The following is a 24,565-nucleotide window of genomic DNA, read 5'->3' as shown; positions in this document are numbered from 1 at the left end:
AAAATTTATTTTGTTATTTAAATAACATTTATCTTGTTCGCTCATCCCCTGAACGGCGATTTGTAAGTTTGTTTTCCGTTATTGCTTCCTTTGGGAATGTTATTATTATAACATTCATTTCGTGACTACCGGTCGGTAGCCACAGAGTGAGCTGCTCGTCTCCTGTTGTCATGAAACGGGTATACACTCTTTATTCAGGCCAAATTCTGAGCATAGAACCGGTGTTGTGTGATGGTGGTCTCATTTCACCAAGTAACGTTGCAATGGGTTTTCATAATGTGTGAAATACTGCACACAGCAACCTGATGTGACGTGTTCAAATAGTCACAACGAATTGGCTGATGCCAATCCAAGCGCGGTGAGAAGGATCTCAATTGCCAGCGAAAATGTTTTATCCCGTTTTCGCACGCTATCTTCATGGAACCAAGTCCGCTCGCCAACCGTGCAGAATTCTGTGGATGCCTTCAGGCTCGTAAAGAATTCATGACTGTATGCTCAGTTCTGGCTGGTCGCTGGAATTGAAAATTGTTGGAGAGTTTTATGACCGATTTAACCGCCGCAGCACAACGTGCGCTGAACCTGATGGACTTAACGACCCTGAATGACGACGACACTGACGCAAAAGTGATCGCACTGTGTCATCAGGCAAAAAGCCCGGCCGGCAACACTGCTGCTATCTGCATTTATCCGCGTTTCATTCCTGTTGCCCGTAAAGCACTGCGCGAGCAGGGCACGCTGGACATCCGTATCGCTACCGTCACTAACTTCCCACATGGCAACGATGATATCGATATTGCCGTGGCTGAAACCCGCGCTGCGATTGCCTATGGCGCAGATGAAGTTGACGTGGTGTTTCCATACCGTGCGCTGATCGCCGGTAATGATCAGGTCGGTTTCGAGCTGGTTAAACAGTGTAAAGAAGCCTGTGCTGCAGCCAACGTACTGCTGAAAGTGATCATCGAAACCGGTGAACTGAAACAGGATTCCTTGATCCGCAAAGCATCCGAAATTGCTATCAAAGCAGGCGCTGATTTCATCAAAACCTCAACCGGTAAAGTGCCTGAAAACGCCACACTGCACAGCGCTGAGCTGATGATGAGCGTCATCGCTGAAATGGGTGTGGGCAAAGACGTTGGCTTCAAACCTGCCGGTGGCGTAAAAACCGCTGAAGATGCCGCGCAATATCTGGCACTGGCTGACCGCCTGCTGGGCCGCGAATGGGCCGATGCGCGCCACTTCCGTTTCGGTGCTTCAAGCCTGTTGGCAAGCCTGCTGACAACGCTTGGCCACGCTGACCAAAAGTCTACCAGCAGCTACTGATCGTTAATGCCTGAGTGGGTTCAGCTTGCTGAACCCACAGCAACAGAACATCAGTAACTCCCCCTACATGCCTAGTCATAAAGGAGCACTCCGTGTTTCTCGCCCAAGAAATTATTCGTAAAAAACGTGACGGACAGCCTTTAAGCGAAGAAGAGATTCGCTTTTTCATCAATGGTATTCGTGATAGCCAGGTTTCCGAAGGTCAGATCGCCGCATTAGCGATGACCATCTACTTCAATGACATGAACATGAAAGAACGCGTGGCGCTGACCATGGCGATGCGCGATTCCGGCACGGTCCTTAACTGGAAAAGCCTTAACCTCAACGGCCCGATCGTGGATAAACATTCCACCGGCGGCGTGGGTGATGTGACCTCCCTGATGCTTGGCCCGATGGTCGCCGCCTGCGGCGGTTATGTGCCGATGATCTCCGGGCGTGGCCTGGGCCATACCGGCGGCACGCTGGACAAACTGGAAGCCATTCCGGGCTTTGATATCTTCCCGGACGACAATCGTTTCCGCAGCATCATTCAGGATGTTGGCGTGGCGATCATCGGCCAGACCAGCTCGCTGGCTCCGGCGGATAAACGCTTCTACGCGACCCGCGACATTACCGCGACCGTAGACTCTATTCCGCTGATCACCGCCTCTATCCTCGCCAAAAAACTGGCTGAAGGCCTTGATGCGTTAGTGATGGACGTAAAAGTCGGCTCCGGCGCATTCATGCCGACCTATCAGTTGTCGCAGGATCTGGCACAGGCCATCGTTGATGTTGCCAACGGCGCGGGTTGCAAAACCACCGCGCTGCTGACCGACATGAACCAGGTGCTGGCGTCCAGCGCCGGTAACGCGGTTGAAGTGCGCGAAGCGGTGCGCTTCCTGACCGGTGAATACCGTAATCCACGTCTGCTGGAAGTGACGCTGGCGCTGTGCGTCGAGATGCTAATTTCCGGCAACCTGGCGAAAGACGATGCCGACGCCCGCCGTCAGTTGCAGGCTGTTCTCGACAACGGCAAAGCGGCAGAAATCTTCGGCCGTATGATTGCGGCGCAGAAAGGGCCGACCGACTTTATGGAACGCTACGACAGCTACCTGCCGCAGGCGACACTGAGCAAGCCGGTTTACTCCGAGAAAGCCGGTATCGTCAGTGCAATGGATACCCGTGCGCTCGGTATGGCGGTGGTCTCACTGGGCGGCGGTCGTCGTCGGGCAACGGATGCTATCGACTACAGCGTAGGGTTGACGCACATGGCGCAGCTTGGCCAGAAAGTCGACACCCAACAGCCGCTGGCGATGATCCACGCCAACAGCGAAGAAGCGTGGCAGCAGGCGGCTGAAGAAGTGCGCAGCGCGGTGATACTGAGTGACAAAGCGCCGGAAAGTACGCCGGTGGTCTACCGCCGCATCAACTAACTCTGCCTCAATAAACAAAAGAAAAGGGGGTTGAAAAAGATTCATGATGCCCCCAAATCAATATGATCAGTGTGTCGGCCTCTGACCGATGCACGCAACGAATAACCAAGCGTAGGAGTGCAAGATGAAACGTACGTTTATCATGGTATTGGACTCATTTGGTATTGGTGCCAGTGAAGATGCTGAAAAATTCGGTGATGCAGGTTCTGACACACTGGGACATATTGCTGCCGCCTGCGCCCGTGGCGAGGCCAACGTAGGCCGTCAGGGTCCGCTGAATCTGCCTAACCTTACCCGTCTGGGCCTGGCGAAAGCGGCAGAAGAGTCCACCGGTAAAATCCCTGAGGGGATGGACGGCAACTCAGAAATCACTGGCGCTTATGCTTACGCCAGTGAACTCTCTTCCGGTAAAGACACGCCGTCAGGCCACTGGGAAATTGCCGGTGTACCTGTGCTGTTTGACTGGGGTTACTTCAGCGACACTACTAACAGCTTCCCGCAGGAACTGCTCGACATCCTGGTAGAACGCGGCAATCTGCCGGGTTACCTCGGTAACTGCCACTCTTCCGGTACCGTCGTACTGGACGAACTTGGCGAAGAGCACATGAAAACCGGCAAGCCGATTTTCTACACCTCTGCTGACTCTGTATTCCAGATAGCCTGCCATGAAGAGACTTTCGGGCTGGAGCGTCTGTATGAACTGTGTGAAATCGCCCGTGAAGAGCTGACCAAAGGCGGCTACAACATTGGCCGCGTAATTGCGCGCCCGTTCATCGGCGACAAAGCGGGTCACTTCGAACGTACCGGTAACCGTCACGATTTAGCGGTAGAGCCACCGGCACCGACTATCCTGAAAAAACTGGTTGAAGAGAAAAACGGCCACGTGGTTTCTGTCGGTAAAATCGCGGATATCTATGCGCAGGTTGGTATTACTAAAAAAGTGAAAGCCACCGGTCTGGACGCCCTGTTCGATGCCACCATCAAAGAAATGAAAGAAGCGGGCGACAAAACCATTGTCTTCACCAACTTCGTTGATTTCGACTCATCCTACGGTCACCGCCGTGACGTGCCGGGCTACGCTGCTGCGCTGGAGCTGTTTGACCGCCGGATGCCGGAACTGCTGGAGCTGGTGAAAGAAGATGACATTATCATTTTCACTGCTGACCACGGTTGCGACCCGACCTGGCGTGGCACAGATCACACCCGTGAGCACATCCCGGTGTTAATCTACGGCCCGAAAGTGAAACCGGGTTCGCTGGGGCATCGAGAGACTTTCGCGGATATCGGTCAGACCGTCGCGAAGTATTTCGACCTGACACCGATGGACTACGGCAAGTCAATGCTCTAAACCCTGCGTCTTTCAAGTTGTAGCGTTGTTGGCGTCACGCCTTCACCCCAGTCACTTAGTGGTCTAAGCTCCTGGGGATTCACGCGCTTGCCGCCTAGCTACAACTCGAAATCCATTGGGTTTAATTTCAGTGATTTTTAATAAGAATTTAAAGGACGATAATGATGGCAACTCCACACATTAATGCTGCAATGGGCGACTTCGCTGACGTAGTTCTGATGCCGGGCGACCCGCTGCGCGCTAAACACATCGCTGAAACTTTCCTGCAAGATGTTAAACAGGTCAACGATGTGCGTGGCATGTTGGGCTTCACCGGTACTTACAAAGGCCGTAGAATCTCTGTAATGGGCCACGGTATGGGCATCCCTTCCTGCTCAATTTATGCCAAAGAACTGATCACCGAATTCGGCGTGAAAAAGATCATTCGCGTGGGTTCTTGTGGCGCTGTGCGTGCTGACATCAAACTGCGTGACATCGTGATTGGTATGGGCGCCTGTACGGATTCCAAAGTGAACCGTATGCGTTTCAAAGACCACGACTACGCGGCGATTGCCGACTACGACATGGTGCGTAACGCCTCTGATGCGGCCAAAGCGAAAGGCATCAACGCCCGCGTCGGTAACATCTTCTCTGCTGACTTGTTCTACTCGCCGGATCCGCAAATGTTCGACGTGATGGAAAAGTACGGCATTCTGGGCGTGGAAATGGAAGCCGCCGGTATCTACGGCGTGGCAGCAGAGTTCGGTGCGAAAGCGCTGACTATTTGTACTGTTTCTGACCATATCCGTACCCACGAACAAACCACCGCTGAAGAACGCCAGACCACTTTCAACGACATGGTTGAGATCGCGCTGGAATCCGTTCTGCTGGGCGACAAAGAGTAAGTTCTTTGCTTTCTTGCGGAACATAAAACGGGGACTTTTTACAGTCCCCGTTTTCTATTCAATTTTTTATCTTTTCTATTCATAAAACAGTCAGTTGTTACGTGTTTTAGGCACTTGATGTGTTTCTATCGTTAACTGTAACGGGCTATATCTCTATTTTTTCAGGTTTTTCCCTCGCCAGTCCTGCAATATTACTATATAAATAATTACGTCTTTCTATTCATTTTTCTATTCAAGTAGCGATTCACTTATGAATGAGCTTATCGATTTACTCCGTCATGGAAGCCTGACAGCAAAAGAGATTATCTCCCGGCTCGGGGTGAGTCAGGCGACCTTGTCGAGAAGGGTCGCAGAGCGAGATGACGTGAGAAAAATAGGCCGAGGTAAATCAACGCGATACGTGCTGCTACGTGACGTTGAAGGGCAAAGTGAATTCTCTCTTTATCAGATTAACGAAATCGGCCATGCGGCCGAAATTGGCCTGCTGTTTTCAGTATGGCCGGCAGAAAGTTACGCGCTGGAAACCCGTGAGGGTCAGTGCGTATTGTTTGATGGCTTACCTTGGTTCATCACGGATATGCGGCCTCAGGGTTTTTTGGGACGTGTATGGGGACGTGATATCAGTGAATCATTAGGTTTGCCCGAGGATATTGAGCTCTGGACCGAATCACAAACGTTAACTGCACTTTCCCAGCAGGGAAATGAGACGGTTGGGAATCTGATTATCGGGCAACGGGCTTATCAAAAATGGGTGCTGAAGCCTCCTGAAAGGGTTATTGGGCTGGAAAACAAAATTTCGGCTTATGAACAACTGGCGGACAAAAGTCTGGCCGGGCAGGAAGTGGGATCGTCTGCGGGCGGGGAGCAACCTAAATTCAGCGGCTATGTTGAACATCCGGATCGTCCCGCTTCGCATGTTTTAGTGAAATTCTCACCAAAAAATGTCAACGAGAATACCCAGCGGTGGGGCGATTTGCTTCGTTCTGAAGCCCATGCATTAACGGTGTTACGGCATGCAAATATCCCGGCGGCGCGGGCAGAGATTTATACTGGCCGCGAGGGCGAGGTTTTTCTTCAGGTCGACCGCTTTGACCGCGTAGGTGAAAGAGGGCGTAAAGGACTGGCCTCTCTGGAAGCCGTTGCAGCCGAATTTGCCGGAGTAAACGGAAATTGGGTCGCCATTGCGATAAAACTGCAAAAAGAAAAAATGATATCTAAAGTCACGCTGGAGCGAATCGGAGAGCTTTACGCTTTCGGAAAATTGATTGCAAACGGAGACATGCACCAAGGCAATCTGTCTTTTATCGACCCCCCCGTAATTCCCGGAAAACTTGCCTTTAATTTATCACCGGTTTACGACATGTTGCCGATGAGCTTCGCCCCCGACAGAAGCGGTAATATGAAGCGGCAGGTGATTTCGATAGTCATTGATCCGCTGGTATCGAAAGTACAGTGGCTGAGGGCGCAGCCCTGGGCGACAGATTTTTGGCGTACCGTGGCAAGTGACCCGATGATAAGCGAAGCGTTTCGCCAGCTGGCCAGCAACATGCTGGCCCAGGTTCAAAGACTTACCGCTGATATCCAGCGGCTGGCTTAATCCCTTCTCTCACGGCTGCGCTTCAGGCTGCGGTAAGCCGCCTGAGCCGCTTCTTTGGTTTGTGCCTCTGTGGCAGGTTTGGCCGGAGCGGCTTCCGCGTCAGGTTCAGTGATATTGAGTGTTGGCGGCGGGCCGAATTCATCAACCGCTTCTTCTTCCGGCTCGTCATCTTCCTTTAACGGTTTGCTGGCCGTTAGCAGGAATGGTGACTGTTGCCAGCGGCTGCGGCGGCCCTGCAACAGCGTGCGGGCGAGGATAATACCGACACCAAGTGCGGCCAGCATCATCAGGCGTAGCAGGTTGGTGGTGTTATCTACTTGTTTGGATTCCGTCGCCAGTACGTGCGTATCCAGCGTAAGGCGCAGGAAACCGCTCGGCCCATCTTTATCTTCAATCGGCTGGACAATCTGGTGGTTGAAATAACTGCCTGCACGTTTGCCGTCGAGGGCCAGCCGGTCTCTGACCGGGACTTTTTCACCGGCGTGCGCCACCAGAGAACCGTCCAGTTGATAAACACTGGCATCAAGAATGCGACTGTTATCGGTAAGTTGATTCAAAATAGTAGAAATCTGCGCGATATCCGCGCCATCATTGTCGCTGTCCATCAACGGAGCCAGCGTAAAGGCCACTTGTTTCGCCAATGTTTGGGCGAGTTGTTCCACCTGCTGGGATCGCGCAAGCTGATGGCCGAGGCTAAAATAGGACGCGCCTTGCATAAGCACGACCAACAAAGCCAGGCAAATCAGAACGATAACCGTGCGGTGCAGGCGAAATTTTAGCTTGGCCTTTGCCATTCCGTTTCCTTAAGATTTTCGACGACTTTAATGTTGCCAGAAGCGCGGGCGATAGGGTAGCTTGTTGCCTCATTTACCCTGCATCCTTCAAGCTGCTTCTGCGTTGTCTGCCTTCGCGAAACCCAGTCACATACTGATGTATGTTCCTGCGTTTCACTCAGTTGCCGCCTTGACGCAACTCGAATGATTTTGGGTATTATTTTATGCAATCCTTGTTTTTCTACGCCTAACTGCCCGACAGGAGTAATCATGCCAAACAGTCTGACCTATTGCGATCTTCCCGCGGAGATCCACCAATGGCCGGGACTTCCTCTTTCCCTTAGCGGCGATGAAGTGATGCCGCTGGACTACCGCGCCGGGCACACCGGCTGGTTGCTGTATGGCAGGAAACTCGACAAAACAAGCATTACGCACTTCCAGCGCCGCTTAGGCCGCGCACTGGTGATTGTCAGCGCCTGGACGGTGGATGACTATCAGGTTATCCGTCTGGCCGGTTCTCTAACCGCCGATGTGGAAGTGTTGGCAGAGTCCTTCGGGCTGGATGTCACCCAGCTTGGCAAAGTGCCGCACATGCGCACGCCGGGCCTGCTGGTGATGGACATGGATTCTACCGCGATTGAGATTGAATGCATCGATGAAATCGCCAAGCTGGCGGGTGTCGGTGAGCAGGTGGCGGAAGTCACTGAAAGGGCAATGCGCGGTGAACTGGATTTCGCCGCCAGCCTGCGTCAGCGGGTAGCGACGTTAAAAGACGCCGACGCCAGTATTTTGCAGCAGGTGCGCGAAACCCTGCCGCTGATGCCGGGCCTGACGCGTCTGGTGGCGCGCTTGCAAGAGCTGGGTTGGCATGTAGCGATCGCTTCAGGCGGTTTTACCTATTATGCCGAGTACCTGCGTGACAAGCTGAACCTGACTGACGTCGCGGCCAATGAACTGGAAGTGCGTGACGGCAAACTGACTGGCCGGGTGATTGGCCCGATTGTCGATGCGCAATATAAAGCCGATACCTTGCTTAAGCTGGCAGACAAATTGGGTATCGCGAAAGAGCAGACCGTGGCGATTGGTGACGGTGCCAATGATTTGAAAATGATGGCGGTGGCCGGCATGGGTATCGCTTATCACGCTAAACCTAAAGTCTACGAACAGGCTGAAGTGTGCATCCGCCACGCCGACTTAATTGGTGTACTGTGTATTCTGAGCGGCAGTTTGGCGTAGCGCTGTTTTTCGAAGAATAAAACCCAGAGGTAAGTTGTGGCAAAAGCAGCAAAACGGGCATTTGTGTGTAATGAATGCGGCGCAGATTATCCGCGCTGGCAGGGGCAATGCAGTGCCTGTCAGGCCTGGAACTCCATTACTGAAATCCGTTTGTCGGCGTCGCCGACCGTGGCCCGCAACGAACGTCTTACGGGCTATGCCGGTGATACTGGCGTCAGCCGCGTGCAAAAACTCTCGGATATCAGTCTCGATGAGATGCCGCGGTTCAGCACCGGTTTCAAAGAGTTTGACCGCGTACTCGGTGGCGGCGTGGTGCCGGGCAGTGCGATTTTGATCGGCGGTAACCCCGGCGCAGGTAAAAGTACGCTGCTGTTGCAGATCCTGTGCAACCTCGGCGAAAACATGAAAACCCTGTACGTCACCGGCGAAGAGTCGCTGCAACAGGTGGCGATGCGCGCGCACCGGCTTGGGCTGCCCACCGCCAATATGAACATGCTGTCTGAAACCAGTATCGAACAGATCTGCCTGATTGCCGATCAGGAAAAGCCGAAGCTGATGGTGATCGACTCCATTCAGGTGATGCACATGTCGGACATCCAGTCGTCGCCGGGGACGGTGGCGCAGGTGCGCGAAACTGCTGCCTACCTGACGCGCTTCGCCAAGACGCGCGGCGTGGCGATTGTCATGGTCGGCCATGTGACTAAAGACGGTTCTCTCGCCGGACCAAAAGTCCTTGAGCACTGCATTGACTGCTCGGTCATGCTTGACGGTGATGCCGATTCTCGTTTCCGTACCCTGCGCAGCCATAAAAACCGCTTCGGTGCGGTGAATGAGCTGGGCGTTTTCGCGATGACCGAACAGGGCCTGCGCGAAGTCAGCAACCCTTCGGCCATTTTCCTCAGCCGGGGCGACGAAATCACCTCGGGCAGTTCGGTGATGGTGTTGTGGGAAGGGACGCGGCCACTGCTGGTCGAAATTCAGGCGCTGGTGGATCACTCGATGATGGGCAATCCGCGCCGCGTGGCAGTCGGACTTGAGCAGAACCGGCTGGCGATCCTTTTGGCCGTGCTGCACCGCCACGGCGGGCTGCAAATGGCCGATCAGGATGTGTTCGTCAACGTGGTTGGTGGCGTGAAAGTGACCGAAACCAGTGCCGACTTAGCGTTGTTGCTGTCGCTGGTCTCAAGCCTGCGGGATCGTCCGTTGCCGCAGGATCTGGTGGTATTTGGCGAAGTGGGGCTGGCCGGTGAAATTCGCCCTGTACCGAGCGGGCAGGAGCGCATTGCCGAAGCTGCCAAGCACGGATTTAAGCGTGCGATCGTCCCTCATGCCAACGTGCCGAAGAAATTGCCCGCCGGAATGCAGGTATTTGGCGTGAAGAAACTGGCCGATGCGCTGTCGATCTTAGACGATCTGTAACAACGTCAGTCTGTTGCTCTGGCCGTGAGCTGTGCTATTTTTGTTTAGCAAACTAAACATAAGGTGAGGGCAAGGTATGTCACAGTTCGATTATCTGAAGACGGCCATTAAACAACAGGGACACACCTTACAGCAGGTGGCCGATGCCAGTGGCATGACGAAAGGCTACCTGAGTCAGCTGCTCAACGCGAAAATCAAAAGCCCGAGTGCACAGAAGCTGGAAGCGCTGCACCGTTTCTTAGAGCTCGAATTCCCCCGCCGCGAGAAAAAAATCGGCGTGGTGTTTGGTAAGTTTTACCCGCTGCACACCGGACACATCTATCTTATCCAGCGCGCCTGCAGTCAGGTTGATGAACTGCACCTGATCATGGGCTACGACGAACCCCGCGACCGCTCTCTGTTTGAAAACAGTTCTATGTCACAACAGCCAACGGTCAGCGACCGCCTGCGCTGGTTGCTGCAAACCTTCAAATATCAGAAAAATATTCATATCCATTCGTTCAATGAAGAGGGGATGGAGCCGTACCCGCATGGTTGGGATGTCTGGAGCCGCGGTATCACCGAGTTTATGGAGAAGAAAGGGATCCACCCGAATACCATTTACTCCAGCGAAGAAAATGATGCGCCGCAGTACCGCACCCATCTGGGGATCGACACGGTGCTCATCGATCCTAAACGCTCATTTATGAAAATCAGCGGGTCGCAAATCCGTCAGGATCCTTTCCGTTACTGGGATTATATTCCAACCGAAGTAAAACCTTTCTTTGTGCGTACAGTCGCAATATTGGGCGGCGAGTCGAGCGGGAAATCCACGCTGGTCAATAAGTTAGCCAATATTTTTAACACCACGAGTGCCTGGGAATATGGCCGTGATTATGTCTTCTCACATCTTGGCGGCGATGAGATGGCTCTGCAATATTCCGACTACGATAAGATCGCGCTCGGTCAAGCACAGTACATTGATTTCGCTGTTAAATACGCCAATAAAGTGGCCTTCATTGATACCGACTTTCTGACCACGCAGGCATTTTGTAAGAAGTATGAAGGCCGCGAGCATCCGTTTGTGCAGGCGCTGATGGATGAATATCGCTTTGATCTGGTGATCCTGCTGGAAAACAATACGCCGTGGGTGGCCGATGGTTTGCGCAGCCTCGGCAGCACCACTGACCGCATGGTATTCCAGAACCTGTTAATCGATATGCTGAAAGAAAATGGCGTCAACTATGTCCGCGTCGAATCGTCGGACTATGATCAGCGTTTCCTCGAATGCGTTGAGCTGGTGCAGACTATGCTGGACGCCGACACCAGCCGGGTAAACCGCCCGCTAAAAGAGATCGCCCCGCTTGCCCGCGGATAGAATCACCCTAAATGCCCCTACTTTCCGGAGTCGGGGCATTTTATTTGCATGGTGATCAATAACGCACAGATAAAATAGCAACAACGCTCTTTTCAAGCTGAAGAAATAAACTGAACGTCATTTAAATTAAACATTAATTAATGCGGCATGTAACATTCTCTAAAAATTAATATAATTTCTTCAATGAGTTAGGAAATAACTGTTTCAGGGGGATTTCATTGCGCATTTAATGCGTAAAGCCTGCATTGAAAATAAAAATAGAGTGTGCCGGTTCAGAGTTATTTCGCGGATTATACTTATCCGATGTGCCTGCTGGGGTGGGCTTTTTAAGGTGAGCAGAATGAATTCTTCGTTCAAGTTCTGGGGTACGGCAGTCGTTTGCGGTGTGGGTGCATTTGCGCTGGCCAGTGTCCTCTTTATCAAAGGTTGGTTCCCTGTGAGTTCGCAAGCTGAGAGTGTACCTGCTCAGGTTAGTGCGCAACCCGCACCTGCCACAACAGCTGTGGCGCCAGTGGTCGTCCCCGCAGCGGTGGCAACACCTGCGCCACCGGCTTACACGCAGGCGCAAATCGACCAATGGGTTGCGCCCGTGGCGCTTTATCCGGATGCCCTGTTGTCGCAGGTGCTGATGGCGTCGACGTATCCAACCAATGTTATTCAGGCTGTCCAGTGGTCGCGTGACCACCCACAGCTGCAAGGTGATGCAGCGGTTAAAGCGGCGGCTAATGAGCCGTGGGACCCAAGCGTGAAATCGCTGGTGGCGTTCCCGCAGTTACTGTCCCTGATGGGGGAAGATCCTGTCTGGGTGCAAAACTTGGGTAACTTATTCCTGACCCAGCCGGCTGACTTGATGGACAGCGTGCAGAAATTCCGCCAGATAGCCCAAAAGAGCGGGGCACTGAAAACCACAGCTCAGCAAAAAGTCACGGTTAAACCGGCTGCGCACAGCAGCACGACGGTAGTGAATGCCGCACCGCAGACCATCATTATTGAGTCCGCCGATCCGCAAGTGGTTTACGTACCGAGTTATAACCCGAATGTGGTGTACGGTGCTTGGCCGACGCCGGCCTATCCACCGGTATATTTACCCCCTCCTCCGGGTGCACAGTTTGTGAATGGCGTGGCTTCCGGCATCGGTTTTGGCGTCGGTGTGGCTGCCACTTACGCCATCTTCGGTAATATTGACTGGGACGATGATCATCATCATGACGATGATCACCATGACGACGGCCATCACGACGATGGGCATCACGGTGGCCAGCAGAATAATTTCATCAACGTAAATACCAATAACTACAACCGGGTGTCAGGTAACAATAACGTAGCCAACTATACGGGTACCACGGGGAATACCCATTGGCAGCATAATCCTGCCTTTAACGCGGGTACGCCAAATCATCCGGCTAACCTCGGCGGCGCAACGCAAAACCAGGCGCTTAATCGGGCAGCTCAGCGCAATAATTACCGTGGCTTCGACGGTGCAGCAGCCGGACAAACTACCGAGCAGCGTCGCCAGCAGGCTGCGTCAGTGGTGAACAGCCATCAAGGGCGTACGCAAACTACCGCGCCGCGTTCGGTACCTTCGTCTAACAATAATCTGGCCAACCGCGCGCAGGTGAACTCCGGTTCCAGCCGCCAGATGCCTGCGCAATACCGCAGCCATCAGCAGATGCAAAATGTGCATCCGAACAATAATATGAATCCGTCGCGCAGTTCGGCTTTTAGTGGTAATTCCAGCCGTTCGCCGTCGTGGCAGCAGCAACAGGCGCGCGGCAATCAGAGCCGTCAGCAAATGCATGATGTTATGCGCTCACGCCCTGCCAACGCAGAGCCCGTGCATTTGCATCGTCGCTAGTGCGAAGAGGAAAAGTAATGAATAAATTGACCCATATTCTGTTCTCGGCGGGGTTGCTGGTGATGCCTCTGAGTGCTTTTGCACAGCTTTATTTCAGCAGCCCCGATCAGGCTGCTCAGGCGCTGGTAAAAGCCGTAGATGCGCATGATGACGCAGTGTTGCAAAAATTGCTCGGCGATGACTGGCAGGTTTATCTGCCGGAAAAAGATGTCGATCCTGATGCGGTGACACGTTTCTTACGCGACTGGAAAGTCTCACATAACCTGACATTGCAGGGAGATATCGCCCATCTGAACGTAGGGGCTGAAAACTGGCAACTGCCAATTCCGATGGTGAAAACCGCGGATGGCTGGTCATTTGACATGCAAAAGGGCGCGGCGGAGATTGAAACCCGCGCCATCGGTAGAAATGAGTTGTCCGCGATTCAGGCCGTCACGGCGTACACCGATGCGCAGCAGCAGTACTGGCAAACCGCCGGCGACCCGCCACATTACGCGCAGAAATTGATCAGCAGTGAAGGTCAGCGCGATGGTCTTTACTGGCCAGTGAAGGAAGGGGAAGCGCCAAGCCCGCTCGGACCAGCCTTTGGCAACGATCAGCCCGGTTCTGATTATCACGGTTACTATTACAAAATCCTGACGCAGCAAGGGAAAAATGCCGACGGCGGCGCACTCAGCTATATCGATAACGGGCAGATGACCAAAGGTTTTGCGCTGATTGCCTGGCCGGTTTCCTACGGACATACCGGGATCACCAGCTTTATGATCAATCAGAAGGGCGTGGTCTATCAAAAGGATATGGGCGATGACACGGATGCGCAGGCGCGCAAAATCGACAGTTTTGATCCCGACGCCAGCTGGCAGGCGATTGACGAACAGCCTTAAGCGTCGTTATTTGCCAGAGGGAAAAATACACCCCGTAACCGCTGTTACGGGGTTTTTCTTTTTACAAATTAGAACGCGACGACGACTTTGCCCTGCATATGGCCGTCGAGCACTTTAGCATGGGCGGCTTCGATACTTTCGACACTCAGACCGTGCAAGGTTTCGCTCAGCGTGGTTTGCACTTTTCCTTCGTCTACCAGCGCGGCAACCTGTTTAAGGATTTCACCCTGCTCGGCGATATCCGGCGTGTTGAACATACTGCGGGTGTACATCAGCTCCCAGTGCAGCGCGGCGCTTTTCAACTTCAGCGTATTCATATCCAGCGGTTTTTCATTTTCGACGATAGTGCAGATGTGGCCCATCGGCGCGATCAGGTCGGTAATGGCTGCCCAATGACCGTCGGTGTCGTTCAGACACAGAATGAAATCGACCTGTTTGATGTCATGTTTTGCCAGTTCACCTTTCAGATCTTTGTAGTTCACGGTGAGATCCGCGCCGCGATCCAGACACCATTGAGCCGATTCCGGACGTGACGCCGTGGCGATGACTTTCACTTTGCTGCGCTGTGCGGCAAAGGGGATCGCCAGTGAGCCGACACCGCCTGCACCACCGATGATCAACAGGGTTTTATCCGCAGAGGCATCCTGAATTTTCAGATGTTCGAACAGCGCTTCCCAGGCGGTCAGTGCGGTCAGCGGCATGGCGGCGGCCTGCGCCCAGTCCAGACTTTTCGGTTTGACGGACACGATACGTGAGTCGATCAGTTGTTCAGTCGCATTGCTGCCTGAACGGGTGATATCCCCGGCGTACCAGACTTCATCCCCCGCTTGGAAATTTTTCACCGCGCTGCCGACCGATTTGACGATGCCGCTGGCATCCCAGCCCAGCACTTTTGGCGCGTCCAGACCGCTTTTCTGCACGCCGCTGTGCACTTTGGTATCGACCGGATTGATCGACACGGCTTTCACTTCAACCAGTAGATCAAATTCTTTGGCAACCGGCTGCGGTAAATCGATGGCGATGAAATGGGCCGGGTCTTTCGGGTTCACTGCGATAGCTTTAACAGACATAAGAATTCCTCCATTGGGTATACAGACAGTCTAGCCCTCCAGCGACAAGCTGATAAGATGGACAATAGATAACAAAGTGTTCGTCTGAGGTGAACAATTATGTTTAAGCAGTTGCAGGATATGGCGCTGTTTGCGCTGGTAGCGGAATGCGGCAGTTTCACCGCGGCGGCCAGCCGTGCTGGTTTACCGAAATCGAGCGTCAGTCAGCGTATCAGCCAGCTGGAGAAATCCCTCGGGCTGCGGCTGCTCAACCGCACCACGCGCCAGCTCAATCTCACCTTTGCCGGTGAACGCTACCTGATCCACTGTCAGGAGATGATGCAGGCCAGCGAACGGGCCGAACTGGCGATCCGCCGTTTGCGTGATAACCCGAGCGGCCGTTTGCGTATTACCAGCCCAGCCGGGCTGGGGGCGACGCTGCTGGCGCGTATGAACGTTGAGTTTCAGAAACGTTATCCTGAGGTGTCGCTCGAGGTCTCGGTGTCGGATGCTATGGTGGACTTAGTGCAGGAAGGGTTTGATCTGGCGCTGCGTACCGGCAAACCCCAGGATTCGTCGCTGATTGGCCGCGAACTGGGGCACTGTCCGCGCTATCTTCTGGCTTCACCGGCCTATCTGGCGCAGCATCCGGCGCTTGAATTACCAGAGCAGCTGGCCCTGCATCACTGTATTGCGCACCGGGCCTGGGCGGAATGGGTGTTGCATCGCGGGGAAACCTACTACCGCTGGCTGTTGTCCGGCGCACATTCGACCGACAATCTGCTTTATGCGAGGGAGTGCGCGCTGGCCGGTGCCGGGATCACGCTGCTGCCGGCATTCTTGTGTCATGACGAAGTGGCACAGGGCACGTTGGTGCGGGTGCTGCCAGAGTGGGAGGCTGAAGGCAACGATCTCTATCTGGTTTACCCAAGCCGTAAGCTGAACTCACCGGCGCTGGCCTGCTTTATTGATTTCATGCTGGATGAGTACGGTTTTTCGACGAGTTACAGCGAAGCGCTGGTGGGGTAAACGACGGGCATTAAAAAAGGCCCGTTTCCGGGCCTTCATGATTTTATCGCGCTAAGACAGGAAGAGGATTACTTGATCAGCTTCTTGTACTTGATGCGTTTAGGCTCCAGGGCTTCGGCACCTAAAGTCCGTTTTTTGTACTCTTCGTATTCAGTGAAGTTACCTTCGAAGAATTCGACTTTACCTTCATCCTGATAATCGAGGATGTGCGTAGCGATACGGTCAAGGAACCAACGGTCATGGGAAATGACCATCGCGCAGCCCGGGAACTCCAGTAAGGCGTTTTCCAGCGCGCGCAGGGTTTCGATGTCCAGGTCGTTGGTCGGTTCATCGAGCAGCAACATGTTCCCGCCAACCTGCAGCAGCTTAGCCAGATGCAAACGACCACGCTCACCACCGGACAGCTCGCCGACGCGTTTGCCCTGATCAACACCTTTGAAGTTGAAGCGGCCAACGTAGGCGCGGCTTGGCATTTCAGTGGTGCCAACGCGCATGATATCCTGACCGCCAGAGACTTCTTCCCACACGGTTTTGCTGTTGTCCATCGCATCACGGAACTGATCAACAGACGCCAGTTTGACGGTGTCGCCTAGTTCAATCGTGCCGCTGTTTGGCGCTTCCTGACCAGACATCATGCGGAACAGCGTCGATTTACCCGCGCCGTTCGGCCCGATAATACCGACGATGGCTCCTTTCGGTACGGAGAAGGAGAGGTCGTCGATCAGAACGCGGTCACCGTATGACTTGCACAGGTTCTTCACTTCAACGACTTTATCCCCCAGGCGCGGGCCCGGTGGAATAAACAGTTCGTTGGTTTCGTTACGTTTCTGGTATTCGGTGCTGTTCAGCTCTTCAAAGCGTGCCAGACGGGCTTTGCCTTTAGACTGACGGCCTTTCGCGCCCTGACGAACCCACTCCAGCTCTTTCTCAATTGACTTACGACGGGCCGCTTCAGAAGAAGCTTCCTGCGCCAGACGCTGATCTTTCTGCTCCAGCCATGAGGAGTAGTTACCTTCCCACGGAATACCTTCACCGCGGTCAAGTTCGAGGATCCAACCGGCGACGTTGTCGAGGAAGTAACGGTCATGGGTAATGGCCACAACGGTGCCTTCGAAGTCGTGCAGGAAGCGTTCCAGCCAGCCCACGGATTCTGCATCCAGGTGGTTGGTGGGTTCATCGAGCAGCAACATGTCCGGTTTTTCCAGCAGCAGGCGGCACAGCGCAACACGGCGACGTTCACCACCGGACAGGGTAGCGATTTTCGCATCCCAGTCGGCCAGACGCAGCGCATCGGCGGCGCGTTCCAGCTGGCTGTTCAGGTTATGACCGTCATGTGCCTGAATGATCTCTTCCAGCCTGCCTTGTTCGGCGGCCAGTTTATCGAAATCAGCTTCCGGATCGGCATACAGTGTGTACACCTCATCGAGACGTTTTAACGCGCCAACGACTTCAGAAACCGCTTCTTCTACCGACTCACGGACGGTGTGTTCCATGTTCAGCTGTGGTTCCTGCGGCAGATAGCCGATTTTCAGGTCCGGTTGTGCGCGTGCTTCGCCTTCGATATCGGTATCGACGCCAGCCATGATGCGCAACAGCGTGGATTTACCTGAACCGTTCAGACCTAACACGCCGATTTTGGCGCCCGGGAAGAAGCTGAGGGAGATATTTTTCAGAATATGACGCTTCGGCGGGACCACTTTGCCGAGGCGATGCATTGAGTATACGTATTGAGCCACGTTGTTTTGAGCCTCTTTCTATGCGAGCCGCGCGCTTTCTGCAAAGGGCAGGCGCTGCGGCAGATTAAAATCAGCCCGCCTGAAAACGGCATGACTGAGAAGTGTTCCGACTGCGAAGTTTAGCCTGTTTCGCTACGCTTCCCAACCTTCAACCTCACAGGATGCCAAGAATATGGCTATCGCTGATGTTAACTGCAGCCGAAAAGGCCGCTCAGACTGGCGTCAGGGCAAGTCGGTTTGACGTTATCGCTTGGCGAAAAGGGCGCAGGCTACCAACAAACACCCCCGATGTCAGGGCATCTGCCAGCTTTACGACGTGATAGATCGCCTGCTTATTCTGCGTTTTGACTTTGCGCTTGATGTTGCCTTTGTGCGAGGAGACAGTTTTCTCTTTGATATTGAGATGCTGGGAAATGTGCAGGGTGTTGTGGCCTGACATCCACATTTTCAGAATGTGAGATTCGGTACGGCTCAGACTCACCGGCGTTAAGTCCGGAATGTCTGACGTGGTGCTGGCCTTTTTCACCCGCAGATTAGGCTCAATCAGGCGGCAGACCTGCTGGGTGCTGATCGACTTCGACAGAATAATAATATTGCTGCGGATTGAAATATAGTTTTGATAGTTGAGGTTTTCTTTGGAGATGAAGATGAAGAACAGCGTGTCGGGATGGCGGTTGATCAACTCACGCAATACTTCACCGATGACGGGATCAAAGGTAAAGCTGTCTTCATTAATAAAGATGAGGTCCGCAGAACGGTCAGTGCAGGCTGCTTGCAGTTGGTCGATTTCCGTAAGTGAAAGAATATCTTTCTTTTTAAGTCCATTAATTTGCAAAAGGCTCTGCAATGCCAGCTGTGTGTAGTGACACTTATCCACTATGAGCGATGACATTTTTATCTACCTATTTTTATGGGCTCTATTCTCTTCCGGTGGATTCCGGTCATCCATGACGTGAAAACAGTACGGAGGAAGAGCCTCGTATGTGAACAAACCTGGTGCGATGAGGCGGGATCCTGACTAAAAGTGCAGGCCACGCCGGTGAAAATGCTGTGTGCAGACGCCGTGGTTGCAGGAAATGCCTTGGGCAAAGATATAGAGCGCAGAACAAAAGATGTAAACCGGGAATGAACCTGTTGGGACAAAATGGACGCTATCTGAGACGAATTGAATGAAACCTGATGGGAAAAGGGCAGGTAAGCGAAAACTTTAAGGTGTTTGTCGTCTGGTATCTCCATGAACATTGCACCACACTGTGTAAAGTTTGTGATGCCGTCGGGAGATGGCTTCAAATTTTAAAATGAATCGATTAGCGTAGAAGGTGTCTACGCATAGCGGGTAGCCTGTATGTCCCTTGTGGGGCCGCGGCTGCGTGCAGCATCTGGCAGTGAGCACTACAATCAGCGAGGATAAAGGTAAGTATGGTCAAGGTGGACAAATGGCATTTTCTGGCAGCAGGCATATTGTTGATAACTGCATCCGGTGCGGTAAAAGCTGATTCTTTAGACGGACAGCGTCAGCGTTATATGCAAATCAAGCAGGCCTGGGACAGTAACCAGATGGATGTGGTTAATCAACTGATGCCAACCCTTGAGGACTATCCGCTTTATCCCTATCTCGAATACCGCCAACTGACGCAGAACCTGAGCGTCGCGACATCGCAACAAGTGAATGATTTCGTCAAAGCGCATCCGACGCTGCCGCCGGCGCGCTCACTGCCTTCGCGTTTTGTCAACGAACTGGCAAACCGTCAGGACTGGGCGGGACTGCTGTCATTCAGCCCGCAGGCGCCTAAACCGGTTGCCGCGCGCTGTAACTATTACTACGCCAAATGGACGACCGGCGACCAGAAAATGGCTATGGATGCGGCAAAAGACATCTGGCTGACGGGCAAATCACTGCCGGGCACCTGTGACAAACTCTTTACCGTGTGGCAGCAGGCGGGCAATCAAACCGCGCTGACTACCCTGCAGCGCATCGGGCTGGCGATGAAAGAGGGTAATACCAATCTGGTGAGTTTCCTCGCGAAACAGTTGCCGCCGGATTACCAGACCATGCGCGACGCTCTGCTGGATCTGCAAAACAATCCGAATACGATTGAAAGCTTCGCCCGCACCGTCGGGCCGACGGATTTCACCCGCAATGCGGTAAGCATTGCCTTTACCCGCATCGCGCGCGATGATCTGGATAATGCCCGCTCCATGCTGCCGGTATTGGTCCGCTTACAGAAGATGAGTGACAGTGACAGGCTGGAATTGGAAGAGACGGTAGCCTGGCGCCTGATGGGCCCCGATGCCATGGCGGAACAGGCAACCTGGCGTGACAGCGTGATCCTGCGCAGCCACTCTACCGCGCTGGTGGAGCGCCGGATCCGCATGGCGCTTGCTGCAGGCGATCAAAAGGGGCTGAGCCAGTGGATGGACCGCTTACCGGATGACGCGCAGCAGGAAGATGAATGGCGCTACTGGGAAGCCTCGGTGCTTATCGATCAGGGTAAGCGTGCTCAGGGCGAAACGATTTTACGTAAGCTGATGCAGGGGCGTGGATTCTACCCGATGGCGGCGGCGCAAAAACTGGGCGTGGCCTATCCGATGCAGGTATCGGTTGCCACTAAACCTGATGCCAGCATGGCGAAAATGCCAGAAATTGCCCGCGTTCGTGAGCTGATGTATTGGCACATGGATAATCTGGCGCGTACCGAATGGACTTATCTGGTGCTGAGCCAAAGCAAAGAGCAACAAACCGCGCTGGCGCGTTATGCTTTCAATCAGAATTGGGCCGATCTCAGCGTACAGGCCACGATTGCCGGTAAGCTGTGGGATTATCTGGAAGAGCGATTCCCGCTGGCCTGGTCACCGGAATTCCGTCAGGCCACCAACGACAAAGGTATCACGCAGAGTTATGCGATGGCGATTGCCCGTCAGGAAAGTGCCTGGAATCCGGAAGCCCGTTCGCCGGTTGGCGCTGCGGGGCTGATGCAGGTGATGCCTGCGACGGCGCAGCATACGGTGCAGATGTTTGGTATTCCCGGTTACAGCAACCCGGCGCAGCTGCTGGATCCACAGATGAACATCACTGTCGGTACCCACTATCTGGAGTACGTTTACCAGCAGTTTGGCCGCAACCGGATTCTGTCGAGCGCGGCTTACAACGCCGGTCCGTCAAGGGTTAATACCTGGCTGGGTAACAGCGGTGGGCGTATCGATGCCGTGGCTTTCGTCGAAAGTATCCCTTTCTCAGAAACGCGGCGCTATGTTAAAAACGTGCTGGCCTACGATGCATTTTATCGCTACTTCCTGCATCAGCCCGCGAAAGTGCTGACCGATGCCGAATGGCAGAGGCGTTACTGATTATTAGTACTTATGTTATGCTGCCGTACTAGTTCAATAGTATGGTAGCCATGACATGACCCAAACGTTGTTAACCGACCCCGCTCTTTCCCAACAAGGCAATGAGGACTGGCAGTGCTTTATGGCGCTGCTACAGCAAGCTTTTGCTGAAAATTTGCATCAGGATCTGTTGCAGTTGCTGTTGACACCCGATGAGCGTGCAGCATTAGGAACGAGGGTGAGGATCATTCAGGAATTGATGCGTGGCGAGCTGAGTCAGCGTGAGTTGAAAAATCAGCTGGGTGCCGGAATCGCGACGATAACCCGGGGGTCGAATGGTTTGAAAAGCGCACCCGCCGGACTGAAATCATGGCTCGGTACGCAATTGTTAGGCTCTGAGGATACCAGCGAAAACGTCTAGGATTGACGTTAGTGCGTTTGGGCACGGGCCTGATAGACAGGGTTGTGAAAGGGCGCCAGCGCCAGAACCAAAGCCTGATGATAGACGCTGGTACGGCTCAGTTTACCGGCAGTAAATATCCCGATAGCCCCGCCTTTGCGTTTCACATCGTTAATTCCGGTCAATTTCTCCATTTCATCGCCCAATTCACTGCCTTGATTGATCTCTTGTAATATAATTTCAGGCAGCATCAGGCTGGCAGATCGAGATTCGCCGCGCTGGTGCATGTTTTCAATCACCATCCAGGCGAAGGTCATGTTGTCTTCGATACCGGCCTCTACGCCGACCCAGAAGTCCGCTTCAGGACGCACCTGCCGCGCACCGATAACTCGGTGTCTTGCGCCAGTACGGGTCTCGCTGCTGCCGATGGGTTGATTGGGAACGCCACTGTCGACGTCAACGCCTTCGATACGGAATGCATCAGCGCCGAAAATGTCCTCAAAGGCCATTGCAATGGCTTTGATCTTTGCCGGGTTAGTGGTTGCAGCGACAACGTGATACATAGAGTTTTAGCATCCTTTAGCAAATTTCACGCAGTATAACGGAAAACACTCATGTTACAGGTATATCTCGTCCGTCATGGCGAAACCGAATGGAACGCAGCACGTAAGATCCAGGGCCAGTCTGATAGCCCGCTGACGGCAAAAGGCATCTTTCAGGCGCAACAGGTGGCGCAGCGCGTTCGCCATGAAGGCATCACGCATGTGATTGCCAGCGATCTCGGTCGTACACGCGCCACGGCGCAGATTATTGCTGATGTCTGCGGCTGCGAGGTGAAGGTTGAACCCCGTCTGCGTGAGCTGCATATGGGCGTGCTGGAAGAGCGCGATCTTGATGCACTGAGCGCCGCCGAAGAAGCCTGGCGTAAACAGATGGTTGATGGCACTCCTGATGGACGCATTCCACAGGGTGAAAGCATGACGGAACTGGCCGAACGTATGCGTTCAGCGCTGGATAGCTGTCTTGATTTGCCGGCTGGCAGTAAGCCTTTGCTGGTGAGTCACGGTATTGCGCTGGGTTGTCTGATCAGCACGATCCTCGGGCTGGCACCTTACGCTGAGCGCCGTTTGCGTTTGCGTAACTGCTCAATCTCACGGGTTGACCATCAGGAAAGCGCGTGGCTGGCGTCGGGCTGGATAGTCGAAACAGCGGGCGATATTTCACATCTTGATCAGCCCGCGTTAGATGAGCTGCAACGTTAATTACAGCCGCTTTGCGTCGGTGAATTAGCGACGGATAGGGATAAGGTAATCACATTCTATTTCAGTCGGTGGTGTCGCGCTCGGCACCTTGTTCCTGGTATAGAAACGTTCGATATCTTGTCCCTTTCTGCGCGTCATTTTCAACGATGGCAGACAGGTTCCGTACAGCGTCAGGATAAATTCCTGCAGCAGTTCCGGTGAGCCTTTGTAGTGGAACATGGCATATTCCCCTTCCTGCACGACAATTGGCTGACCTTCCACGTTCTCTGGCAAGTGGTTGGGTTCAATGGCCGTGGTATACAACACTTCCTGCTCGTCGTCTTTTTCCTGACTTGGACGGGAGTGATGCAATCCGTACAGCACCGGCGGCAGCGTTTTTGCTTCGCCAATATACTGACGCCAGAAGTGCAGGCGCATTTCATTACGGTAAGTCGTAATTTGTTCCAGGGTGCAGGAATAGCTTTGCGTAATACCAATCAAATGCTGTTCAGGCAGCGACATAAACTCAGGCTGTGGCAGAATGAAGGCACCAAGACGTATTGGTGGGCAAATCCCGAAGGAGTGCCAGTCTTCAGAGCGGCGGTACAGGGCCGGAGTCTGTGCGAACTGTTTTTTGAAGGCACGGGTAAACGTCTGCTGAGAATCAAAACGATATTGCAGCGCGATATCTAAAATTGGGCGGCTGGTCAGTCGCAATGCGACGGCGGCCTTTGACAGTCGGCGAGCACGGATATAAGCACCAATCGCGTTACCCGTGACATCTTTAAACATACGCTGCAGGTGCCATTTAGAATAACCGGCTTTTGCTGCAACGTTGTCGAGTGATAACGGCTGGTCTAAATGTGTTTCTAACCAGCTGAGAAGATCACGAATGATTCCTGCTTGATCCATAGATCGTCCTCGTTGAACTAAGATAAATGCACAGAATGATGACGCCGCATAATAGCAACTTTCTGAGCTTAAAACTTCTTAAGAATTTTTTGGCTATATGTGCTATTCACGAATGTTACTGAGTATTACATGACGAATTTGTGAGCAGAGGCTTTCTTTTACCCGTTCTTATTACCATCGCCGTCGGTTCGCTGACGTGGAGTAACTTGATGAAAAAATGTTGTATTTTTGTACTTGGCCTGTTTTTTGTTTGTGGTCAGGCAGCACATGCTGAGCAGGTTGGATCGGTCGATACGGTGTTCAAACTTTTCGGACCCGACCATAAAATTGTGGTAGAAGCCTTTGATGATCCAGACATTAAAAATGTAACCTGTTATATCAGCCGTGCTAAAACCGGTGGAATAAAAGGCGGGCTGGGTCTGGCGGAAGATACCTCCGACGCTGCCATCTCCTGTCAGCAGGTAGGGCCCATCGAGCTAAGCGATAAAATAAAACAAGGGAAAGACAAAGGGACGGTCGTTTTCCAGAAACGAACCTCGCTGGTGTTTAAGAAGTTGCAGGTAGTCCGTTTCTTTGATGAAAAGCGCAATGCGCTTATCTACCTCAGCTACTCGGATAAAGTCGTGGATGGATCGCCGAAGAACGCCTTGAGCGCCGTGCCGATTATCCCGTGGGGTCACCCGGAACCTCAGTAAGCGAAGAGGTCCGGCAGACAGAAATAACAAAGGCCAGCAGATGCTGGCCTTTTCGTGTCTATTGTTTGCTGCCAAAAAGTTATTGCTGCAG

The 24,565-nt window shown here is 53.3% G+C and carries 21 protein-coding genes; 15 read left to right on the top strand and 6 right to left on the bottom strand.

The window, feature by feature from the left end; genetic code table 11:
• The first annotated feature begins 540 nt into the window (after window positions 1-540).
• The 5 genes from deoC to yjjJ all read left to right on the top strand — a co-directional run bounded on the left by deoC (window position 541) and on the right by yjjJ (window position 6,561).
• Window positions 541-1,320: a deoxyribose-phosphate aldolase gene (gene deoC / locus ACZRKO_RS13705; protein ID WP_463737809.1), complete on the top strand. Its 780-nt coding sequence runs from the start codon at window positions 541-543 to the stop codon at window positions 1,318-1,320.
• A 92-nt stretch (window positions 1,321-1,412) separates the two neighbouring features.
• On the top strand, window positions 1,413-2,732 hold the full coding sequence (gene deoA / locus ACZRKO_RS13700; protein WP_463737808.1) for a thymidine phosphorylase: 1,320 nt from the start codon (window positions 1,413-1,415) through the stop codon (window positions 2,730-2,732).
• Between the two features lie 124 nt (window positions 2,733-2,856).
• Entirely contained in the window at window positions 2,857-4,080 is a 1,224-nt protein-coding gene (deoB, locus tag ACZRKO_RS13695; RefSeq protein WP_463737807.1) for a phosphopentomutase, read from the top strand.
• 164 nt (window positions 4,081-4,244) lie between these two features.
• The gene (gene deoD / locus ACZRKO_RS13690) at window positions 4,245-4,964 is read left to right on the top strand and encodes a purine-nucleoside phosphorylase (RefSeq protein WP_463738103.1); all 720 of its coding nucleotides are present in this window, start codon (window positions 4,245-4,247) and stop codon (window positions 4,962-4,964) included.
• Between the two features lie 250 nt (window positions 4,965-5,214).
• Window positions 5,215-6,561, top strand: a complete 1,347-nt coding sequence (yjjJ, locus tag ACZRKO_RS13685; protein ID WP_463737806.1) for a type II toxin-antitoxin system HipA family toxin YjjJ — start codon at window positions 5,215-5,217, stop codon at window positions 6,559-6,561.
• Here the strand turns inward: yjjJ and ACZRKO_RS13680 are convergent.
• Entirely contained in the window at window positions 6,558-7,355 is a 798-nt protein-coding gene (locus ACZRKO_RS13680) for a YtjB family periplasmic protein (protein WP_463737805.1), read from the bottom strand. The genes yjjJ and ACZRKO_RS13680 overlap by 4 nt on opposite strands.
• A gap of 249 nt (window positions 7,356-7,604) precedes the next feature.
• On the opposite strand from ACZRKO_RS13680, the gene serB reads away from it, so the two are divergent.
• The 5 genes from serB to ACZRKO_RS13655 all read left to right on the top strand — a co-directional run bounded on the left by serB (window position 7,605) and on the right by ACZRKO_RS13655 (window position 14,085).
• Window positions 7,605-8,570 (top strand): phosphoserine phosphatase, encoded by a 966-nt coding sequence (gene serB, locus ACZRKO_RS13675; RefSeq protein ID WP_463737804.1) that lies wholly within the window; start codon window positions 7,605-7,607, stop codon window positions 8,568-8,570.
• Between the two features lie 36 nt (window positions 8,571-8,606).
• A complete protein-coding gene (radA, locus tag ACZRKO_RS13670) occupies window positions 8,607-9,989 on the top strand; it encodes a DNA repair protein RadA (RefSeq protein WP_463737803.1) in 1,383 nt (460 codons plus the stop codon).
• Between the two features lie 76 nt (window positions 9,990-10,065).
• A complete protein-coding gene (nadR, locus tag ACZRKO_RS13665; protein ID WP_463737802.1) occupies window positions 10,066-11,346 on the top strand; it encodes a multifunctional transcriptional regulator/nicotinamide-nucleotide adenylyltransferase/ribosylnicotinamide kinase NadR in 1,281 nt (426 codons plus the stop codon).
• Window positions 11,347-11,686: 340 nt separating this feature from the next.
• Complete coding sequence (locus ACZRKO_RS13660) at window positions 11,687-13,201, top strand: DUF3300 domain-containing protein (protein ID WP_463737801.1); 1,515 nt, start codon at window positions 11,687-11,689, stop codon at window positions 13,199-13,201.
• Window positions 13,202-13,218: 17 nt separating this feature from the next.
• Complete coding sequence (locus ACZRKO_RS13655) at window positions 13,219-14,085, top strand: DUF2950 domain-containing protein (protein WP_463737800.1); 867 nt, start codon at window positions 13,219-13,221, stop codon at window positions 14,083-14,085.
• Between the two features lie 68 nt (window positions 14,086-14,153).
• Here the strand turns inward: ACZRKO_RS13655 and ACZRKO_RS13650 are convergent, their stop codons facing one another.
• Window positions 14,154-15,155: a zinc-binding alcohol dehydrogenase family protein gene (locus ACZRKO_RS13650; protein ID WP_463737799.1), complete on the bottom strand. Its 1,002-nt coding sequence runs from the start codon at window positions 15,153-15,155 to the stop codon at window positions 14,154-14,156.
• A gap of 99 nt (window positions 15,156-15,254) precedes the next feature.
• Between ACZRKO_RS13650 and ACZRKO_RS13645 the strand changes: the two genes are divergently transcribed.
• Window positions 15,255-16,163, top strand: a complete 909-nt coding sequence (locus ACZRKO_RS13645; RefSeq protein ID WP_463737798.1) for a LysR family transcriptional regulator — start codon at window positions 15,255-15,257, stop codon at window positions 16,161-16,163.
• A gap of 68 nt (window positions 16,164-16,231) precedes the next feature.
• On the opposite strand, the gene ettA is transcribed toward ACZRKO_RS13645, so the two are convergent.
• Both ettA and rcsA read right to left on the bottom strand, forming a co-directional pair.
• A complete protein-coding gene (ettA, locus tag ACZRKO_RS13640) occupies window positions 16,232-17,899 on the bottom strand; it encodes an energy-dependent translational throttle protein EttA (RefSeq protein ID WP_463737797.1) in 1,668 nt (555 codons plus the stop codon).
• A 211-nt stretch (window positions 17,900-18,110) separates the two neighbouring features.
• Window positions 18,111-18,791 carry a transcriptional regulator RcsA gene (gene rcsA, locus ACZRKO_RS13635; RefSeq protein ID WP_463737796.1) on the bottom strand — a complete coding sequence of 227 codons (681 nt, stop codon included), beginning with the start codon at window positions 18,789-18,791 and terminating at the stop codon, window positions 18,111-18,113.
• Between the two features lie 536 nt (window positions 18,792-19,327).
• Here rcsA and sltY point away from each other — a divergent pair.
• Together sltY and trpR are read left to right on the top strand one after the other, a co-directional pair.
• Complete coding sequence (gene sltY, locus ACZRKO_RS13630; protein ID WP_463738102.1) at window positions 19,328-21,247, top strand: murein transglycosylase; 1,920 nt, start codon at window positions 19,328-19,330, stop codon at window positions 21,245-21,247.
• 55 nt (window positions 21,248-21,302) lie between these two features.
• Window positions 21,303-21,647 carry a trp operon repressor gene (trpR, locus tag ACZRKO_RS13625; RefSeq protein WP_463737795.1) on the top strand — a complete coding sequence of 115 codons (345 nt, stop codon included), beginning with the start codon at window positions 21,303-21,305 and terminating at the stop codon, window positions 21,645-21,647.
• An 8-nt stretch (window positions 21,648-21,655) separates the two neighbouring features.
• On the opposite strand, the gene yjjX is transcribed toward trpR, so the two are convergent.
• Window positions 21,656-22,189, bottom strand: a complete 534-nt coding sequence (gene yjjX / locus ACZRKO_RS13620; protein WP_463737794.1) for an inosine/xanthosine triphosphatase — start codon at window positions 22,187-22,189, stop codon at window positions 21,656-21,658.
• A 51-nt stretch (window positions 22,190-22,240) separates the two neighbouring features.
• On the opposite strand from yjjX, the gene gpmB reads away from it, so the two are divergent.
• Window positions 22,241-22,888 (top strand): 2,3-diphosphoglycerate-dependent phosphoglycerate mutase GpmB, encoded by a 648-nt coding sequence (gpmB, locus tag ACZRKO_RS13615; RefSeq protein ID WP_463737793.1) that lies wholly within the window; start codon window positions 22,241-22,243, stop codon window positions 22,886-22,888.
• Between the two features lie 24 nt (window positions 22,889-22,912).
• Here the strand turns inward: gpmB and robA are convergent, their stop codons facing one another.
• Window positions 22,913-23,779, bottom strand: coding sequence for an MDR efflux pump AcrAB transcriptional activator RobA (robA, locus tag ACZRKO_RS13610; RefSeq protein WP_463737792.1), 867 nt, complete (start codon window positions 23,777-23,779; stop codon window positions 22,913-22,915).
• A 209-nt stretch (window positions 23,780-23,988) separates the two neighbouring features.
• Between robA and creA the strand changes: the two genes are divergently transcribed.
• Complete coding sequence (gene creA / locus ACZRKO_RS13605; RefSeq protein ID WP_463737791.1) at window positions 23,989-24,474, top strand: protein CreA; 486 nt, start codon at window positions 23,989-23,991, stop codon at window positions 24,472-24,474.
• Window positions 24,475-24,565 lie beyond the last annotated feature (91 nt).

Source organism: Ewingella sp. C233 (assembly GCF_055407225.1).
Note: the sequence above shows the minus strand (reverse complement) of the source record. Positions and strands in the feature narration are given on the sequence as shown.

Coding starts and splice junctions, on each gene's coding strand:
- deoC (WP_463737809.1), top strand. CDS start 541: ATGACCGATTTAACCGCCGCAGCACAACGTGCGCTGAACCTGATGGAC.
- deoB (WP_463737807.1), top strand. CDS start 2,857: ATGAAACGTACGTTTATCATGGTATTGGACTCATTTGGTATTGGTGCC.
- deoD (WP_463738103.1), top strand. CDS start 4,245: ATGGCAACTCCACACATTAATGCTGCAATGGGCGACTTCGCTGACGTA.
- yjjJ (WP_463737806.1), top strand. CDS start 5,215: ATGAATGAGCTTATCGATTTACTCCGTCATGGAAGCCTGACAGCAAAA.
- ACZRKO_RS13680 (WP_463737805.1), bottom strand. CDS start 7,355: ATGGCAAAGGCCAAGCTAAAATTTCGCCTGCACCGCACGGTTATCGTT.
- serB (WP_463737804.1), top strand. CDS start 7,605: ATGCCAAACAGTCTGACCTATTGCGATCTTCCCGCGGAGATCCACCAA.
- nadR (WP_463737802.1), top strand. CDS start 10,066: ATGTCACAGTTCGATTATCTGAAGACGGCCATTAAACAACAGGGACAC.
- ACZRKO_RS13660 (WP_463737801.1), top strand. CDS start 11,687: ATGAATTCTTCGTTCAAGTTCTGGGGTACGGCAGTCGTTTGCGGTGTG.
- ACZRKO_RS13655 (WP_463737800.1), top strand. CDS start 13,219: ATGAATAAATTGACCCATATTCTGTTCTCGGCGGGGTTGCTGGTGATG.
- ACZRKO_RS13650 (WP_463737799.1), bottom strand. CDS start 15,155: ATGTCTGTTAAAGCTATCGCAGTGAACCCGAAAGACCCGGCCCATTTC.
- ACZRKO_RS13645 (WP_463737798.1), top strand. CDS start 15,255: ATGTTTAAGCAGTTGCAGGATATGGCGCTGTTTGCGCTGGTAGCGGAA.
- rcsA (WP_463737796.1), bottom strand. CDS start 18,791: ATGTCATCGCTCATAGTGGATAAGTGTCACTACACACAGCTGGCATTG.
- trpR (WP_463737795.1), top strand. CDS start 21,303: ATGACCCAAACGTTGTTAACCGACCCCGCTCTTTCCCAACAAGGCAAT.
- yjjX (WP_463737794.1), bottom strand. CDS start 22,189: ATGTATCACGTTGTCGCTGCAACCACTAACCCGGCAAAGATCAAAGCC.
- gpmB (WP_463737793.1), top strand. CDS start 22,241: ATGTTACAGGTATATCTCGTCCGTCATGGCGAAACCGAATGGAACGCA.
- robA (WP_463737792.1), bottom strand. CDS start 23,779: ATGGATCAAGCAGGAATCATTCGTGATCTTCTCAGCTGGTTAGAAACA.
- creA (WP_463737791.1), top strand. CDS start 23,989: ATGAAAAAATGTTGTATTTTTGTACTTGGCCTGTTTTTTGTTTGTGGT.